The sequence below is a fragment of the Acidimicrobiales bacterium genome (genome assembly GCA_041394265.1).
GTDB lineage: Bacteria > Actinomycetota > Acidimicrobiia > Acidimicrobiales > SZUA-35 > JBBQUN01.
This window is the reverse complement of the sequence record JAWKIO010000005.1, coordinates 2,038,201-2,052,709: the sequence shown is the minus strand read 5'-3', so window position 1 is coordinate 2,052,709 and position 14,509 is coordinate 2,038,201. Positions and strand designations below refer to the sequence as shown.

At 65.9% G+C, this 14,509-nt stretch carries 19 protein-coding genes; 6 read left to right on the top strand and 13 right to left on the bottom strand.

Going from position 1 to position 14,509, the window contains the following annotated elements; all coding sequences use genetic code 11:
* Window positions 1–74 precede the first annotated feature (74 nt).
* Window positions 75–611: an aromatic-ring-hydroxylating dioxygenase subunit beta gene (locus tag R2733_10060; protein ID MEZ5376842.1), complete on the bottom strand. Its 537-nt coding sequence runs from the start codon at window positions 609–611 to the stop codon at window positions 75–77.
* Window positions 608–1,921 carry an aromatic ring-hydroxylating dioxygenase subunit alpha gene (locus tag R2733_10055; protein ID MEZ5376841.1) on the bottom strand — a complete coding sequence of 438 codons (1,314 nt, stop codon included), beginning with the start codon at window positions 1,919–1,921 and terminating at the stop codon, window positions 608–610. The genes R2733_10060 and R2733_10055 overlap by 4 nt, the downstream gene beginning before the upstream one ends.
* Before the next feature lie 122 nt (window positions 1,922–2,043).
* On the opposite strand from R2733_10055, the gene R2733_10050 reads away from it, so the two are divergent.
* Complete coding sequence (locus R2733_10050) at window positions 2,044–2,682, top strand: TetR/AcrR family transcriptional regulator (GenBank protein ID MEZ5376840.1); 639 nt, start codon at window positions 2,044–2,046, stop codon at window positions 2,680–2,682.
* A 19-nt stretch (window positions 2,683–2,701) separates the two neighbouring features.
* Here R2733_10050 and R2733_10045 read toward each other — a convergent pair whose 3' ends face one another.
* The 3 genes from R2733_10045 to R2733_10035 form a co-directional block, all read right to left on the bottom strand.
* Complete coding sequence (locus R2733_10045) at window positions 2,702–4,018, bottom strand: hemolysin family protein (protein ID MEZ5376839.1); 1,317 nt, start codon at window positions 4,016–4,018, stop codon at window positions 2,702–2,704.
* Window positions 4,015–5,373: a hemolysin family protein gene (locus R2733_10040; GenBank protein MEZ5376838.1), complete on the bottom strand. Its 1,359-nt coding sequence runs from the start codon at window positions 5,371–5,373 to the stop codon at window positions 4,015–4,017. The genes R2733_10045 and R2733_10040 overlap by 4 nt, the downstream gene beginning before the upstream one ends.
* A 69-nt stretch (window positions 5,374–5,442) precedes the next feature.
* Window positions 5,443–6,906, bottom strand: coding sequence for a catalase (locus tag R2733_10035; protein MEZ5376837.1), 1,464 nt, complete (start codon window positions 6,904–6,906; stop codon window positions 5,443–5,445).
* A gap of 119 nt (window positions 6,907–7,025) precedes the next feature.
* Here R2733_10035 and R2733_10030 point away from each other — a divergent pair, with 119 nt between their 5' ends.
* On the top strand, window positions 7,026–7,676 hold the full coding sequence (locus R2733_10030; protein ID MEZ5376836.1) for an HAD-IA family hydrolase: 651 nt from the start codon (window positions 7,026–7,028) through the stop codon (window positions 7,674–7,676).
* Between the two features lie 48 nt (window positions 7,677–7,724).
* Here the strand turns inward: R2733_10030 and R2733_10025 are convergent, their stop codons facing one another.
* Window positions 7,725–8,069: a thioesterase family protein gene (locus R2733_10025; protein ID MEZ5376835.1), complete on the bottom strand. Its 345-nt coding sequence runs from the start codon at window positions 8,067–8,069 to the stop codon at window positions 7,725–7,727.
* Window positions 8,070–8,163: 94 nt separating this feature from the next.
* Here R2733_10025 and R2733_10020 point away from each other — a divergent pair, with 94 nt between their 5' ends.
* Both R2733_10020 and R2733_10015 read left to right on the top strand, forming a co-directional pair.
* Window positions 8,164–8,409, top strand: a complete 246-nt coding sequence (locus tag R2733_10020; protein ID MEZ5376834.1) for a hypothetical protein — start codon at window positions 8,164–8,166, stop codon at window positions 8,407–8,409.
* Window positions 8,406–8,759, top strand: a complete 354-nt coding sequence (locus R2733_10015) for a hypothetical protein (protein MEZ5376833.1) — start codon at window positions 8,406–8,408, stop codon at window positions 8,757–8,759. The genes R2733_10020 and R2733_10015 overlap by 4 nt, the downstream gene beginning before the upstream one ends.
* 19 nt (window positions 8,760–8,778) lie before the next feature.
* Here R2733_10015 and R2733_10010 read toward each other — a convergent pair whose 3' ends face one another.
* The 6 genes from R2733_10010 to R2733_09985 all read right to left on the bottom strand — a co-directional run bounded on the left by R2733_10010 (window position 8,779) and on the right by R2733_09985 (window position 12,017).
* Window positions 8,779–9,438 carry a hypothetical protein gene (locus R2733_10010; protein MEZ5376832.1) on the bottom strand — a complete coding sequence of 220 codons (660 nt, stop codon included), beginning with the start codon at window positions 9,436–9,438 and terminating at the stop codon, window positions 8,779–8,781.
* The gene (locus R2733_10005; GenBank protein ID MEZ5376831.1) at window positions 9,435–9,971 is read right to left on the bottom strand and encodes an SRPBCC family protein; all 537 of its coding nucleotides are present in this window, start codon (window positions 9,969–9,971) and stop codon (window positions 9,435–9,437) included. The genes R2733_10010 and R2733_10005 overlap by 4 nt, the downstream gene beginning before the upstream one ends.
* Window positions 9,968–10,312 (bottom strand): metalloregulator ArsR/SmtB family transcription factor, encoded by a 345-nt coding sequence (locus R2733_10000; GenBank protein ID MEZ5376830.1) that lies wholly within the window; start codon window positions 10,310–10,312, stop codon window positions 9,968–9,970. Before R2733_10000 ends, R2733_10005 begins: the two co-directional genes overlap by 4 nt.
* Window positions 10,313–10,399: 87 nt before the next feature.
* A complete protein-coding gene (locus tag R2733_09995) occupies window positions 10,400–11,362 on the bottom strand; it encodes a sigma-70 family RNA polymerase sigma factor (GenBank protein ID MEZ5376829.1) in 963 nt (320 codons plus the stop codon).
* 5 nt (window positions 11,363–11,367) lie between these two features.
* Window positions 11,368–11,577 carry a hypothetical protein gene (locus R2733_09990; protein MEZ5376828.1) on the bottom strand — a complete coding sequence of 70 codons (210 nt, stop codon included), beginning with the start codon at window positions 11,575–11,577 and terminating at the stop codon, window positions 11,368–11,370.
* Between the two features lie 20 nt (window positions 11,578–11,597).
* Window positions 11,598–12,017, bottom strand: a complete 420-nt coding sequence (locus R2733_09985) for a VOC family protein (protein ID MEZ5376827.1) — start codon at window positions 12,015–12,017, stop codon at window positions 11,598–11,600.
* Window positions 12,018–12,240: 223 nt separating this feature from the next.
* On the opposite strand from R2733_09985, the gene R2733_09980 reads away from it, so the two are divergent.
* Together R2733_09980 and R2733_09975 are read left to right on the top strand one after the other, a co-directional pair.
* The gene (locus R2733_09980; protein MEZ5376826.1) at window positions 12,241–12,576 is read left to right on the top strand and encodes a metalloregulator ArsR/SmtB family transcription factor; all 336 of its coding nucleotides are present in this window, start codon (window positions 12,241–12,243) and stop codon (window positions 12,574–12,576) included.
* A gap of 76 nt (window positions 12,577–12,652) precedes the next feature.
* Complete coding sequence (locus R2733_09975; protein MEZ5376825.1) at window positions 12,653–13,198, top strand: maleylpyruvate isomerase N-terminal domain-containing protein; 546 nt, start codon at window positions 12,653–12,655, stop codon at window positions 13,196–13,198.
* 38 nt (window positions 13,199–13,236) lie between these two features.
* Here the strand turns inward: R2733_09975 and R2733_09970 are convergent, their stop codons facing one another.
* Window positions 13,237–14,382: a glycoside hydrolase family 172 protein gene (locus tag R2733_09970; GenBank protein MEZ5376824.1), complete on the bottom strand. Its 1,146-nt coding sequence runs from the start codon at window positions 14,380–14,382 to the stop codon at window positions 13,237–13,239.
* Between the last annotated feature and the right edge of the window lie 127 nt (window positions 14,383–14,509).

Here is a 14,509-nt window from a genome sequence, read left to right as displayed (position 1 = left end):
CGAATGACTGTAAAGGTGACTTGTCTTTGTGTCAAGTAGACTTTCCGACAACGTCGCTTTACATTTCGACCCGATCAAAACAGCAGCGAGAGACTCTTGGTCGGCAGAACGTTGGCGGCGAAGCGAATCTCACGTTGGGCCAGCTGCCAGCCATCGCCGGTGGCGCGCCACACGTCATGACGATGGCCCGAGAGGATCTCGACCTGCCGTTGACGACGATGCCGGTACAACAAGAAGGCGCTGCGAACCGGCACGTGTCCGGGTTCGAGTTCGGCGCCGACGGTGACCGTGCCAATGAGGCGGACCGTGCGCGACGGCGGATTCTCGGTTTGGGCCAGCCCCGTCCGGATCTTGGCGACACGCACCTGCAGCGTGCCCAAGTTGTCTCGAAAGTACGTCAGTGTCGGCGCCTCGTCTTCGCTCGACGCCGTGTCGCCCAGCTGGTCGTTGTGTATCGGCGCGGAGTAGGTGATGTCGGCGGCGAGCAGCGCCAGCCAGTCCTCGTAGCGGCCGTCGTCGAGCAACTGGGCCTCGTGGTTGAGCAGCTGCGTCAACTCGATCACCCGCTCGAGCGGAACGCCTGCTGGTGGAGTGGTCTTGGGTTCGATCATCGTTCAGCACGCCGATGCGTCGTGGCCGGCAGGTCTTCCCAGCGGTCGTGCAGGAGCAGGTCCTGCCATCGTCGGTAGAACGCACGGGCGTTGGACTCACTGATGAGCAGACCGAGCTCGCCTGGCAGGTCCGGGTCGGTAAATTCGTGACCGAGACCCATACCGATGTACGACCAGTCGTTGCGGGTCATGTAGCCGCGACCGGAGTTGGTGACCTCCTGCCACTGGTCGCCGTCATCTTGCTCGACGAGGCCAGAGACGCCGAACGACATCTGGAAGCTGGCCACCATCTGCGCCTTGACCGCTGGGTCGACGTCGGCGTCGACGATGCCCCACGTCCAGACCTCCATACGGCCCGGCCCTCGCGGCATCCACATCCGCAGGTTGGCGATGGTCGGCATGAAGTTGAACGACAGGTTCGGAAAGACCGTGCCGGCAATCGGGTCGATCGCTCCGGAACCTCGGAGCTCGCCCAGGCGGGCAACGGCCTCGGGACTGTTGGCCGACATGAAGTCCTGTGATCGCAGGGTGTTCGCTCGATCCTGCTGCGCCCGGAACAGGAAGAGTCCGTGACCGGGTGCCGGGTTGGCCTGCACGCCGTCTGTCACCCTCGCCGGGTCGCCGCTACCGACTGCTCGCAGCGCCGACGCGTGAGCGATTGATTGGGCATGCTGGAAGTCGGAGATGAAGTTCTCGGCGCCGGTCTTCCAGTTGGCGTCGACGACGAAACGCTGCGGTGGCCCGATCAGCTCGGTGCCTCCGGCGCAGCGGTCGAGGGCGATGTCGAGGTACCAACGCATGCCGCCGAGGTACTCGGCAAGCGAGGGTGCGTCGGGATCCCAGGTGGCGAAGATCAGGCCGCGGTGGGTATCGACGCGTGCCTGGCGAAGACCGAGCCGGGACTTGTCGAGCTCTCCGTAGTAGGCATCGGCGCTGTTCGGCACGCCGCCGAGTTCGCCCGTCGTGCGGAACGTCCACCCGTGGTATGGGCAGGTGAACCCGGTCGTGTTGCCCTCATCGTGATCGCACACCGTGCGCCCCTTGTGTGTGCACGCGTTCAGCAGCACCCGCACCGTTCCGTGCCGGTCCCGCACGACCAACACCGGGTCTTCACCCATGAGCGACGCCACGAAGTCTCCGGGATGGCGGATCTGCGACTCGTGACCGACGAAGAGCCAGCACCGGGCGAAGATCCGCTCCAGCTCCAACTCGTACACCTCGGGATCGGTGAAGATCCGACGATGCAGACGCCCGTCATCCGGCTCGACCAAGGCGGCTGCCCGCCCGATGTCCACCCTCACCTCACCCACGGGTCCCCCTCATGTCGACGCAGGGCGAACCCTACGCGCCCCGATCAAGAAAATCGACTGCAGTCGAAACGGGTGCCCAGCCGGAGTGGTCGCCGGCCAGCCGAAGCCGTACCGTCGCTGCGGTGGGCCGAGCCGAAGACAACAAACGGGACAAGCTCGAGCGCATCCTGCGCGCTGCTCGCATCCTCTTCGCCCGCAACGGCTACGCCGGTACCACCGTGGACGACATCGCCAGCCGAGCGGGCGTGAGCAAGGGCGCCGTCTACTTCCACGTCGGCTCCAAGGCAGCGCTGGTCAATCGCGTCTTTCACGACGATTTCAGCGCATGGATCGACCAGGCGTTCATGGCAACCGACAACGACGATCATCACGACATCATCGAGGCCCTCGTCACGGTCTACGCCCGACTGCTCCAACTCATGTGCAGCGCACCCGAGCTCACCCGCCAGTACATGACCACCGCCGGTGCCGGCGCCGGACGGGAGCAGGTGCAAGAGGCCATGGACAACCTCCTGGGCCGCACCGCCGACCGACTCGAGGAGGCGAAGCGGCGTCGGGTGCTCGAGGCGACCGTCGACAGCCGCCAACTCGCCTACAACCTCTGGGCCCTCTACTTCGTCGAACAGCACCGGTGGCTTCTCGATCACCCCGACGGGGATACCTCACGGCCCGCCGCCGACATCCGAGCCAGGCTCCGGCCGCCATTCACCACCCAGCTCGGCGGCTACCTTCGCGGCCCCGCCGACACGCACCGCACCTGACCCTCACTCGACCTCGGGCTCACGCGCTCTCGTGCGTGCCACCGTCGTCGGCTGGTCGGGCGCTGATCCGCACGCTGGTGATCCGGTGGCCCTCCGTCGCCTCGACGATGAGGTCGTACGAGCCGTAGCTCACCCTGGTCCCCTCAGGCGGAACCGTCCCGCTGGCAGCGAGGACGACACCGGCAACGGTCACGACGTCGGGATGATCGAGATCGAGATGATGCTCCGAACGCAGCTCGGCGAGGGTGGTCTCGCCGTCGATGGTGATCGACCCGTCGGCATTCGTCGTGACCGTGTCGGGCGGGTCATGCTCCATCACCTCGGCAATGACGTCGTCCAGGGCGACGAAGCCGAGCGTGCCGCCGTACTCGTCGATCACGAGCGCAGCGTGGGCGTTGCCGTGCTTGAACTGCTCGAGGAGGTCCTCGGCGGATGTCGTGGCCGCAACGGTCGGCAACGGTCGTATCAGCGCGGCGAGGTCAGGGGATTCGCCGCGCTGCTGTGCTCGGATGAAGTCCTTGATGTGCAGCATGCCGACAACGTGGTCGAGGTCGCCGTCGATGACGGGGTATCGGCTCCTGGCGGACGCCGTGATGGTGGCCTCGACCGCTTCGGGCGTTGCCGCCAGCTCGATGGCAGCGATGTTCGAACGCGTCACCATGATCTCTTCGGCCGTGCGATCGTCGAGATCGAAGATGCTGCGAATGAGATCTCGTTGCAGCAAGCCGAGCTGGCCACCCTCGGCTGCCTCATCGGCGACGATCGCCAGCTCGGCGCTGGTGTGCAGCGAGAGGCGCTTGTCGGGCTCGGGGATACGCAGGAGCCGCATCAACGCGAATGCGATCGTGTTGAGGAGAGAGACCACCGGTCGGAACGCAGCACCGAACGACCGCATCAACGGATTCACCTTGATGCTCACCGATTCCGGGGCCTGCAGGGCGAGCGCCTTGGGAATCATCTCACCGAACACGACGTGCAGGTAGGTGATAGCGGACAGGGCGATGATGAACCCGACGCTGTGCGCCGCGGCCTCGGTGAGACCGGCGTTCTCGAAGGGACCGTAAAGCCAGTGGGCAACGGCGGGCTCGCCATACATGCCGAGGCCGATGGAGGCGAGCGTGATGCCGAGCTGGGCGACGGCGATGTAACTGTCCTTGCCGGCGTGACGTTCGAACAGGGCGAGCAGCCATCGCGCCGCTCGGTTGCCGTCGGCGTCAAGGGGTCGAAGGCGGCTCGGCCGCGCCGCCACCAGTGCGAACTCGGCAGCGACGAAGACGCCATTGAGGGCGACGAGCGCCACGATCACGACGATGGGGACAATGACCTCTCCGATCACGACGCCATCCCAGGGATGTCGAAGCTGAGGCGGTCGATCGCATGCAGCTCCACGTCGTCGATCGTGACCGACAGATGGCCGTCGGCGAGCTCCACGCGTTCACCACGAACAGGTACCCGCCCGAGCTCGTGCCACACCAGTCCGCCGACCGTGTCGACCGTGTCGGTGGGGAGCGAGAGTCCGAAGCGGCGGTTGAGGTCTTCAAGGAGCACCTCGCCGTGCACCGAGGCTCGGCTGCCCTCGATCACGATCGGATCCGGCCCGGAGTCGAACTCGTCACGGACCTCTCCGAATATCTCCTCGATCGCATCCTCGAGGGTGACGATGCCGGCGACCGCACCGTACTCGTTCACCACCAAGGCGCAGTGTTCCTCGGCCTCGTCGAGCATTTGCCACAGGGCGGGGACAGTGAGGGTCTCGGCGACAGCGAGCACGGGTCGAGCAACGCTGGTGACGGCGACGTTGGGGTCGACCCGAGACTGGAGGTAGAGGTCGCGGAGATGCACCAGTCCCCGCACGTCGCGATCGGCACCCGACCACACCGGGAATCGTGAGTGAGGACGCTCGACGAGTTCCTGTAGCGCTGCGCCGACAGAGGCCGTCTCGTCGATCCCGACGATTCGCCGCCTCGGGGTCATGATCTCTCGCACATGGCGGTGCTCCACGTTGAGGACGCCTGCCACCATGTCGCGCTCGGCCACATCGATCAGGCCGCCGGCGGCACTCTCTTCGAACAGCCCAGCGAGTTCCTCGGGAGAGTGGACGTGCGCGTGGCTGTGATCGCCACGAAGCCCGAACCAGCCCATGACAGCGAACGCCGACCCGTTGAAGATCGCCACCAGCGGCCGGAACAGCCACTGGCTGATCTGCATCGGACGCACCGTGCCAATCGCCAACCGCTCGGGGTAGCGGAGCGCAGCCGTCTTCGGCAGCAGCTCGCCCAACACGACTTGCAGGGCGGTGATCAGCACCAGCGTGACCACGACCGCAACCGCTTGGCCGGCCGATCCGAAGACCGGCTCGAGCAATGGCGTCAGCTGCGCCTGCCCGTAGGCGCCAGCCACGAGACTCGACAGTGTGATGCCGATCTGGCAAGCGGCCACGTAGTTGTCGAGCGCCACCGGGTCGGCCACGATCTCGAGAAGCCGGGCGGCAGATCGGTTGCCACCTTGCGCTGCGGTCTGGATGCGCGATCGACGAGACCCAACCGTTGCGAACTCGGCGGCCACGAACAGAGCGTTCGCCGACACCATCAACAGGATCACGACGACCGTGACGACGACGTTCATCGGGACGCGTTGGGCAACGGACTCGAGCGCAGGGCAGGTGCGGGCATCCTCGGAGTGTATTGCCATTCCCCGATCCGGTTCGCCACCGGCGCCCGGGCGGCGCCGAGCCGCCGAGGCGAAGACATGCGTCGCGGGCTAACGATCGGCACTCCCGACCGCGTCGGCGATGCGGTCGCCCACCTCCTTGTCGATGTTGCGCCAGTACTCGAAGGCCCGGGCGAGCACGTCGTCGCTCACCCCGTCGAGCAGGTGGCCACTGACGTTGCTCACGAGACGATCGCGAGCAGCGTCGTCCATCACCTCCCGTACGAGGACGCCGGCCTGGACGAAGTCGTCGTCGTCAGCGTGTGCGGTGTAGGCAGACCGAACGAACTCGCCGTCAGCCTGCCACGTGGCGACCTCGGGGTATCGCTCCGCTGCTGCGGCCGGTCCACCGTAGGAGTTCGGGGCGTACACCGGATCGCTCGCCTGCTCGACGCGCATGGCCCCGCCCTTGGAGTAGCTGTGCATCGGGCACTGCGGCTTGTTCACGGGGATCTGCTGGTAGTTCACCCCGAGACGCGCTCGATGCGCGTCGGCGTAGGAGATCAGGCGGGCCAGCAGCATCTTGTCGGGGCTCGGTCCGATCCCCGGCACGAGGTTGTTGGGCTGGAACGCGAGCTGGTCGACTTCGGTGTGCCAGTCGGTCGGATTGCGGTCCAACGTCATCTTGCCGACCTCGTGCAGCGGGTAGTCGTCGTGTGGCCAGACCTTGGTGAGGTCGAAGGGGTTGAACCGATACGTCGCAGCGTCGTCGAACGGCATGATCTGGACCTTCAACGTCCACGACGGGTGGTCGCCGCTCTTGATCGAGTTGAACAGATCACGACGGTGATAGTCGGCGTCGTCCCCGGCCATCTGATCGGCCTCGTCCTGCGTCAGGTACTCGATGCCCTGATCGGTCTTGAAGTGGTACTTGACCCAGAACCGCTCGCCGTCCGCATTGACCCACATGTAGGTGTGGCTCGAGTAGCCGTTCATGTGGCGCCACGTCTTCGGGACACCCCGGTCGCCCATCAACCAGGCCACCTGGTGCGCTGTCTCGGGCGACAGCGTCCAGAAGTCCCACTGCATGTCGTGATCGCGTAGGCCGTTGTCGGCACGGCGCTTCTGGGAGTGGATGAAGTGCTGGAACTTCATCGGGTCGCGCACGAAGAACACCGGCGTGTTGTTGCCGACCATGTCGTAGTTGCCCTCGTCGGTGTAGAACTTCAACGCGAAGCCCCGCGGGTCACGCCAGGTGTCGGGCGAGCCGGACTCACCGGCCACCGTCGAGAACCGCGCCGCCATGGCCGTGACCTTGCCGGGCTGGAGGAAGTCGGCCTTGGTGTACGCCGACACGTCCTCGGTGACCTCGAAACGACCGAAGGCGCCGCTCCCCTTGGCGTGGGGCTGGCGGTCGGGGATCATCTCACGGTTGAAGGCCGCCATCTGCTCCATCAGGTAGTGGTCATGGAAGACGATCGGGCCCATCGGACCAACGGTGAGGGAGTACTCGTCGCTCGACACCGGGATACCGGCATCGGTCGTGGTGGGCGGGATGGCGGTCGTGTCGGACATACGAACTCCTCGAGTAGCGGGCGAGGAACCCGCCGTTCCCACAATGATGTGAGGCCAAACGTCCTCGTCGAGGCTGGTCGCCGCCACCCGAGGATCGGCCCCAGCTCTAGGTTGTTGGGATGATCATCGACGTTGATGCAATCCTCTTCGACAGCGACGGTGTGCTGGTCGACTCGCACGCTGCCGTCGAGGCCGCATGGCGACAGCTCGCGCAGGAATTCGACCTCGAGATCGACCTCCTCCTTGGCGAACTTGCGGGCGTTCGAGCGATCGACACGTTGCGCAACCATCTCCAGCCGGAGCGACTCACCGCCGCAGTCGATCGACTCGAACAGCTCGAGCTCGACCTGGCATCGCGGACAGGCGCGCTGCCGGGAGCCGTCGAGATCACCGCCTCACTCCCCCGCGGTTCGTGGACGATCGTCACGTCTGGCAGCAGGCGCCTCGCCAGCGCCAGATGGGCGGCCGCCGGTGTCACGGTCCCGGACGTGACCGTCACCGCCGAGTCCGTCACCCGCGGCAAGCCACACCCCGAGCCGTTCCTCGCCGCCGCCAACGCACTCGGCGTACATCCGAGTCGATGCCTCGTCTTCGAGGACTCGGCGTCCGGAGCGCAGGCGGCTGACGCCGCCGGAGCGCAAGTCGCCGCCGTCGGCAGCGCCCCATGGACAATTGAAGCGTGCGTCCGCATTCGAGACTTCGTCGACATCAGCGTCGAACCGACATCTGACCGAACGATTCGCCTCTCCTTTCCCGCCCCGGGCGCCTGATCCGAAAACGATCGGCCCGGGCACCATTGGCCCGTCGAGGCGCGGTGGTCAGCGACCGACGATGAACCGTTGGTGGGTGCCCTCCGAGACCACGGTGTCGCCCTTGGTGACCGACGTTCGGAACTCCAGCCGTCGCCGATCGACCTCGATGAGTTCACAATCGACCTTGACCTCTTCGCCGGAATGGGCGGCAGCGGCATGGGATACGCACACGTGAGTACCGACCGTGGTCTGATCGTCGGCGAGATGGTTCTGCGCCAGCATCAGGCAGGTGCCTTCGATGAGTTGGATCATGTGCGGCGTCGACAGCACCTTCATCGGAAGATGCGGAGGCGACATGTCATCGGTGACGGTGTAGGAGGCGGTGTTGGTCAAGCCGGCGGTGAGCGTCATACGCGCATCTTAGAAGTCCGGTCGAATCCTGACCCGAGCGTCACGCAGCGCGACGACCATTGCCATATCTGCCCATACCACCTACCATACAGGTATGGCTTCGAAGACGACCGTGAACTTCGATGACGAGATGGAGTCTGCCCTCGCCGAACTCGTCCAGGTCGACGGCACGAAGACGCTCGCCATCAAGCGAGCGCTGCAGGCGGAGGTGAAACGCCGCCGACGCAGCCGAGCACTTCTCGACCTGATCGAGTCCTGGGAGGCGGAGGAAGGCCCCATCGACCAGGCCCACCTCGACTGGGCCGACGACGTGCTCGACCGCCAGGGCGTCAGCCGGTGATCATCGATGCCGGCCCACTGATCATCGACGGCGAGAAGATCAACTCCCGACTGTGGGCGCTGATCAAACGGGCGGCCGAACGTGGCGATGACCTCCACACCACTCACCCCGTCCTGGCCCAGGTGTGGCGACACCCAGCGCGGCAGGCCAACCTGGCCCGAGCCACCCGTCATTTCGACGTCCACTCGCTCGACGACTCCGTCAGCGTCGGTCGGCGGCTCGCCTCCACCGGCACCTCAGATGTCGTCGATGCCCACCTGACCGTGACGGCCGAGAGCCTCGGCACGTTCATCCTCACCTCAGACCCCGACGACATGACCAAGCTCGGCGCGAGGTTCGAGACGTACTGACCGCCTCGCCTGCTAGGCCTCAGCGGTGCCAGAAGATGTGGTGGGTGACGCCGCTCGGGCTCGGGATCCGCTCGAGATGGAAGCGGTCGAGCAGCTCGTCGGGTGAGTCCCAGAGCTTGCTTCCCCGCCCGAGTTCCATGTCATCGACGACGGCGACGTGCATCGTGTCGATGAGGTCGGCGTCGAGGAACTCGCGCACGATCGCCACGCCGCCGCCGAGACGAACGTCTTTGCCGTCGGCTGCTGCCTTGGCGACCTGCAGGGCGTCGGCGGGCGACGCATCGATGAAGTGGAACGTGGTGTCGGCGAGCGAGAACGTGGGTCGCACGTGATGAGTCAATACGAAGACGGAAGTGCGGAACGGCGGCGTGTCGCCCCACCAGCCCAACCACTCGTGGTCGTCCCATGGACCGGTCTGGGGGCCGAACTTGCCCCGGCCCATGATCTCGGCCCCGATGTTGTGGGTGAAGTCGCGTGTGAAGTAGTCATCGAGTCCTCGCGTGCCGCCCGGATCGGCTCGGTTCGGCCAGCTGGCCGTTGCGCCGGCCCATGCGGCGAGCTTCGCCGGGTCGGCATGGCCGAAGGGCCGCTCGAAACTCTTGCCCTCGCCGGAGCCGAACCCGTCGGCCGAGAGCATGAAGTTTTGTACCCGCAGCAGTTGTTTCCGCGACTCGCTCATGACGGAGTCACCTCTGCGGCAAGACCGAGTCCGGCGTAGTGGGCCTGAGCGACGGCGAAGGCATCCCAATCCCAAGGTTGGGGTTGGCCGGCAAGGCACGGCTCGAGTCGAGCGAGCGACGTCTGCAGTCCGACGAGGTAGCAGTTGTCGATCGCTTCGGTCACGTCGGGCACCGTGTGACTGAGGCGCAGGATGCAGCCGGTGTCGTGGGCCTCGAGTTCCCAGCGCATGACCGAGCCGGGTGCGGGATGGGTGTGCTCCAACAAGGTGGTTGGTTCGAGACGCAGGATCGTGCAGACCATGACCGGGTCACCATCGGGCCGTCCGGTGAAGACGATCTCGCCACCCACCCGGAGGTCGACCGTGATGTCGGCGTCGAAGGGGAGCCACCAATCGGCCAGCCGCTCGGGTGCCGTGATGGCATCCCAGACGTCGGCCACGTCGTAGGCGAGATGCCGCTCGAAGCGGATGACGCCCCCGTCGGCGGTGCGTTCGAGCACACCGTCGTAGCGGGTCGTGAGATCGTCGGTCACAGAGCTTTCCCCTTCGTTGAGATCGGTTGCGCGGTTCGTTCGAGATGCCGTTCGAGCGCGTCGAGTCGGCCGGCCATCTCGGCTCGATACGGCTCCAACCATTCGTCGAGCGCTCGGAGTGGCTCGACTCGCAGGCGATAGAGCCGACGCTGCGCATCACGTCGCACCTCGACCAGACCGGCGTCTCGCAACACCTTGAGGTGTCGGGACACACCCGGTTGGTGCATGCCAACGACCTCGACGAGTTCCGACACCGATCGTTCGCCGTCGCGCACAGCGTCGAGGATCCGACGCCGGGTCGGTTCGGCGATCACATCGAGCACCGGGAGGTCGGAGGACATGCGATCAACATACACTTGCCCGTATATATGCGCAAGGATATATATCCGAGCGCGGAGTGCCGTGTTCACTCACTCGACGACCCCGACCTACGAGTCGATGTGGGCGGGGAACCCGAACCGAGGAAACGTCTCGTCGGTATCGAGGAAGAAGTGCAGCTCACCGATCAGGTGGTTGCTGGACTCGACGACGACGAGCGCCCACGGTGCGTAGCCACCCGAGGGGACCGGCTTGTACTGGGCGAAGGCCTGGCGACCATTCGCTCGGGTGGCGAGCAGCTTCGAGCCCTCGCACGCCGCGCCCGGTCCGACGAACCAGGCGAGCAGGTCATCTCGACCCTGGAGCCACATGGCGTAGGGCGGCATCGTTTGGAGTACATCGTTGTGGAACAGCTCGCCCAGCGCGTCCATGTCGTAGCGCTCGAAGGCACCGACGAATCGGCTGAGCAGTTCGGGATCGAGATCGGCGCCGTTCGGGTGCTGGTCGCGCACCGCAAGACTGGCTCGGGCTCGTTGCAGGGCGCTGTTCACCGACGCCGACGAGGTCTCGAGCAACTCGGCGACCTCGGCCGCCGACCAGTGCAACACCTCACACAACACGAGCGCCGCCCGCTGGCGGGCGGGGAGGAGTTGCAGCGCCGACACGAAGGCCAGTCGGACCGAGTCTCGGAGCGCAGCGACCTCGGCCGGATCGCCACCCGGGTCGAGAACCGAGGCGTCGGGGATCGGTGACAACCACGTCTCCGCCGGGCGCACATCGGCGAGCAGCGCCGGGTCGGGTGGAGACGCAGGACCGAGATCGACCGAGAGCGCCCGCCGTTGTGAGCTGCGGCTCATGTCGATGCAGACGTTGTGGGCGATCCGGAACAGCCAGCTCTTCACGCTGGCCCGCCCTTCGAACCGATCGGCGGCTTGCCACGCCCGGACCATGGTCTCCTGGACGGCGTCCTCCGCTTCGAACCCCGAGCCGAGCATCCGGTAGCAGTAGCCGGTCAGGGCGCGGCGGTGCGCCTCGAACTCGGCCGCGTCAGGCACCACCGCAGGGTTCGGCATGGCCGTCATCGTAGGTATCTCCGGACTCCGTGACCGCAAGCGTCGGCCCGAACGCAGCGGCGCCGCTCGACGAGGTCGCCAACGCCGGCGAGGTCAAGCAGTTCCGCGACCGCCGGGTCGGGGTCGACGATCACGAGGTGGCAACCGAGGCGACGAGCGGCCAGCACGGCCCGGCACAGCTCGCCGACCAACTCGAAGTCGACCAACTGCCTCATACGCCGACGACCAGGTGGCATCAGGGCTGCTCACCTTCGATGTTGACCATCCAGGACACACCGAAGCGGTCCTGGCACGACCCGAACAGCGGCGACCAGAACGTCTCGCCGAGCGGCATCTGGATCTCTCCGCCGTCGGCCAACGCCTCGAAGATCCGCCGGGCCTCGTCGTGATCGGTCAGCGTCAGGTTGACGGCGAATCCCTTCATGGCCCCGCCATCGCCCGTGGGATCATCGGACGCCATGATCAGGTCGCCGTCGCCGAACATCAGCGCGGCGTGCATCACGGTGCCGGCGGGGATCTCGAACGGCGGCATCTCCTCGCCTGGGGGCAACTCATCGAATCCCATGATCTGGAGATCGCCACCGAGGATCTCGTGATAGCGGGTCATCGCCTCCCGGGTGGTGTTCGTGAAGACGAGGTAGGGGTGAACGGACATCGTGAAGCCTCCGAATCGGTGGGTGTCTGATGTGTAGACGAGACCGACGACGCGAAATCATCGGTCAGGTTCGACGCCCTCGGTTCTCAGGCGACGAGAGCACGCTCGATCTTCCGAGGCGGCCCGGCAGGCACGCAACCGACACCGCCGCAGGACTCCAGGACGAGAGCCAATGTCAACCAACTGGGTGACATGACTGCATCACCTGTCTACCGTTCGCATCGTGACCGCAGCCGCAACGCTCGACCGGGTCTTCGCCGCCCTCTCCGATCCGGTCCGCCGAGACTCGGTCGCTCGATTGGCAGACGGTGACGAAACGGTGTCGGCGCTCGCGGCGCCCTACGACATCAGCGTCCAGGCCGTGTCGAAACACCTCAAGGTGCTCGAATCGGCCGGGCTCGTCAGCCGCACCACAGGGGCACACCGGAGTCCGGTGCATCTCGAGGCCGAGGTCTTCGACCTCATGACGGCCTGGATCGAGCGGTACCGCCAGCGAGCCGAGGACCGCTATCGACGTCTCGATGCCGTCCTCGAACAACTCAGCGAGGAGCCGTCGTGATCCGCTACCCCGAGGCCGTCATCGACGCCGTCACCAAACTCGACGCGCTGATCGCCGTCGGAGAGGACTGAAGATCATGGACGCTTCCGATTACCCGGCCATCGCCGACCGGTTTGGCGCCGTCGTCGACTCGGTGAACGACTGGGACGCCCCCACCCCGGTTCCCGAGTGGCGTGCCCGTGACATCGTTGACCACCTCACCACGTGGCTCCCCGGCCTGCTCGGCTCGTGCGGAGTGGAGATTCCGATGGGCACGCTCGACGACCCGGTCGGATCATGGCGGACACAAGATGCTGCCTTGCGATCCCTGCTCGCCGATCGGGGAGGCGAGACGATCACACACGAGTTCCTCGGCACCAAGTCGATCGCCGAGATCGTGGCGCAGGTCTACCTCGGCGACGTGTTCATGCACACGTGGGACCTCGCCCGGTCGGCCGGGGTCGATGACGGCCTCGATCCGGCCGTCTGCGAGGAGATGGTGACCGGCATGGAGCAGATGGAGGACATGCTCCGCAACTCCGGCCACTACGGACCGAGGTTTCCCGGCGATCCCGGCCCCGACCCGGTCCGTCGCCTCATGGCGTTCGTGGGACGCGACCCCAATTGGAGCAACCGCGCCTGAGGTCGTGACGCCCCAGCAGCGCCTGGCACTGTTGGAGATCAGCCTCGGCCGTGGATGTCCACATCAGGTCGTGGCAGCCGGTCGGCGAGCGGCGGCAATGGTGTGAGCGGCTGGCTCCGACTGCGCTGGTACCAGTAGGCGGTGCTCGAGTAGTCGTTGGCCAGCGCATTGTCGTGGCCGGTTTCGATGGTCACCCTGACCTCGGTTCGGAAGCGGATCGGATCCTCGACATGGAAGCGATACATCGAGTTCTTGCCGCCCCATGGCCACGACGGATCGCCGCTGTACACGGTGATCCCGTGGTACGGCGCCGAGAACTCCTGGGCCGGGCAGAAGGCCGTGTCGAAGTAATCCTCGGTGCCGGTGCCATGGAGACGCGGCGGCCACGGTTCGCCGTCGATGAAGATCATGTCGTCGCCCTCGCCGTACCAGTCGTTGACCTGGCGCTCGAAGACATCGACGTTCAGGTTGCATCCCACGTACTGGCCCTCACCCTCGACGTGCAGGATCACGTAGTTGTCGGCCCCGTCGAGGTTCGGCTCTCGCCACGGCCCCTTCGAAAGGTCCTTCAGGTCCAGCCCGAGGCCGGCACCCACGGGCCGATCGTCGCGGTAGTAGTCGGTGCGGCCGTAACCCTTCGTCCTCGCCGTACCGGCGCTCGGGTTCCGTCGGTTCCACCAGGCGTGGAACCTGGCCAGGTCCTCGTCGAGCTCCGGGTAGGCCTCGTAGTCGATGTAGTAGTAGAGGAAACGGTGATGCTCGCCTTGGTTCTCGATCTCGAATCGGGCACCGTCGGCAAAGGGCATGGGGAACCAGCAGCTCATGCCCTTGCCATTCTCGGGGCTCATCTGCAGCGGCAGCGAGGCGAAGTTGCGGCGCAGCCCGAAGCCCACGCCGAAGAAGTCACCGAGCGGCACCTCGACGCTTGGCGACGATTCGCCGTCCCAGTAGCACCGCAGGACCGTGCCGCACAGTTCGTGCGGCTCCGCCGGCATGCTCATCATCGTCATCCAGATGTGTTTGACGCATCCGGCGCCGTCGATCTCGCCGAGCACGACCCGTTCGCCCGGCGCGATTCGCACGTTGTCCATGTTGCCGCCGGTCCGATCCCACGACGACAGGCGATGCCGCTCGAAGTTCCGGAGCCGAGCCAGTCCGCTGAGCGAACCCTGTCCGATCTGCATGTTGTTACCCCCTGGTCTCGTCGATCCTCCCCGATTGGACGACCTGCTACATCATCCCGGTATCGAGTCGTGCGTTCGAGTGTTGCATCGCACTCCGAGCGACGGTTTCGACCGTGCCGGCCAGAGC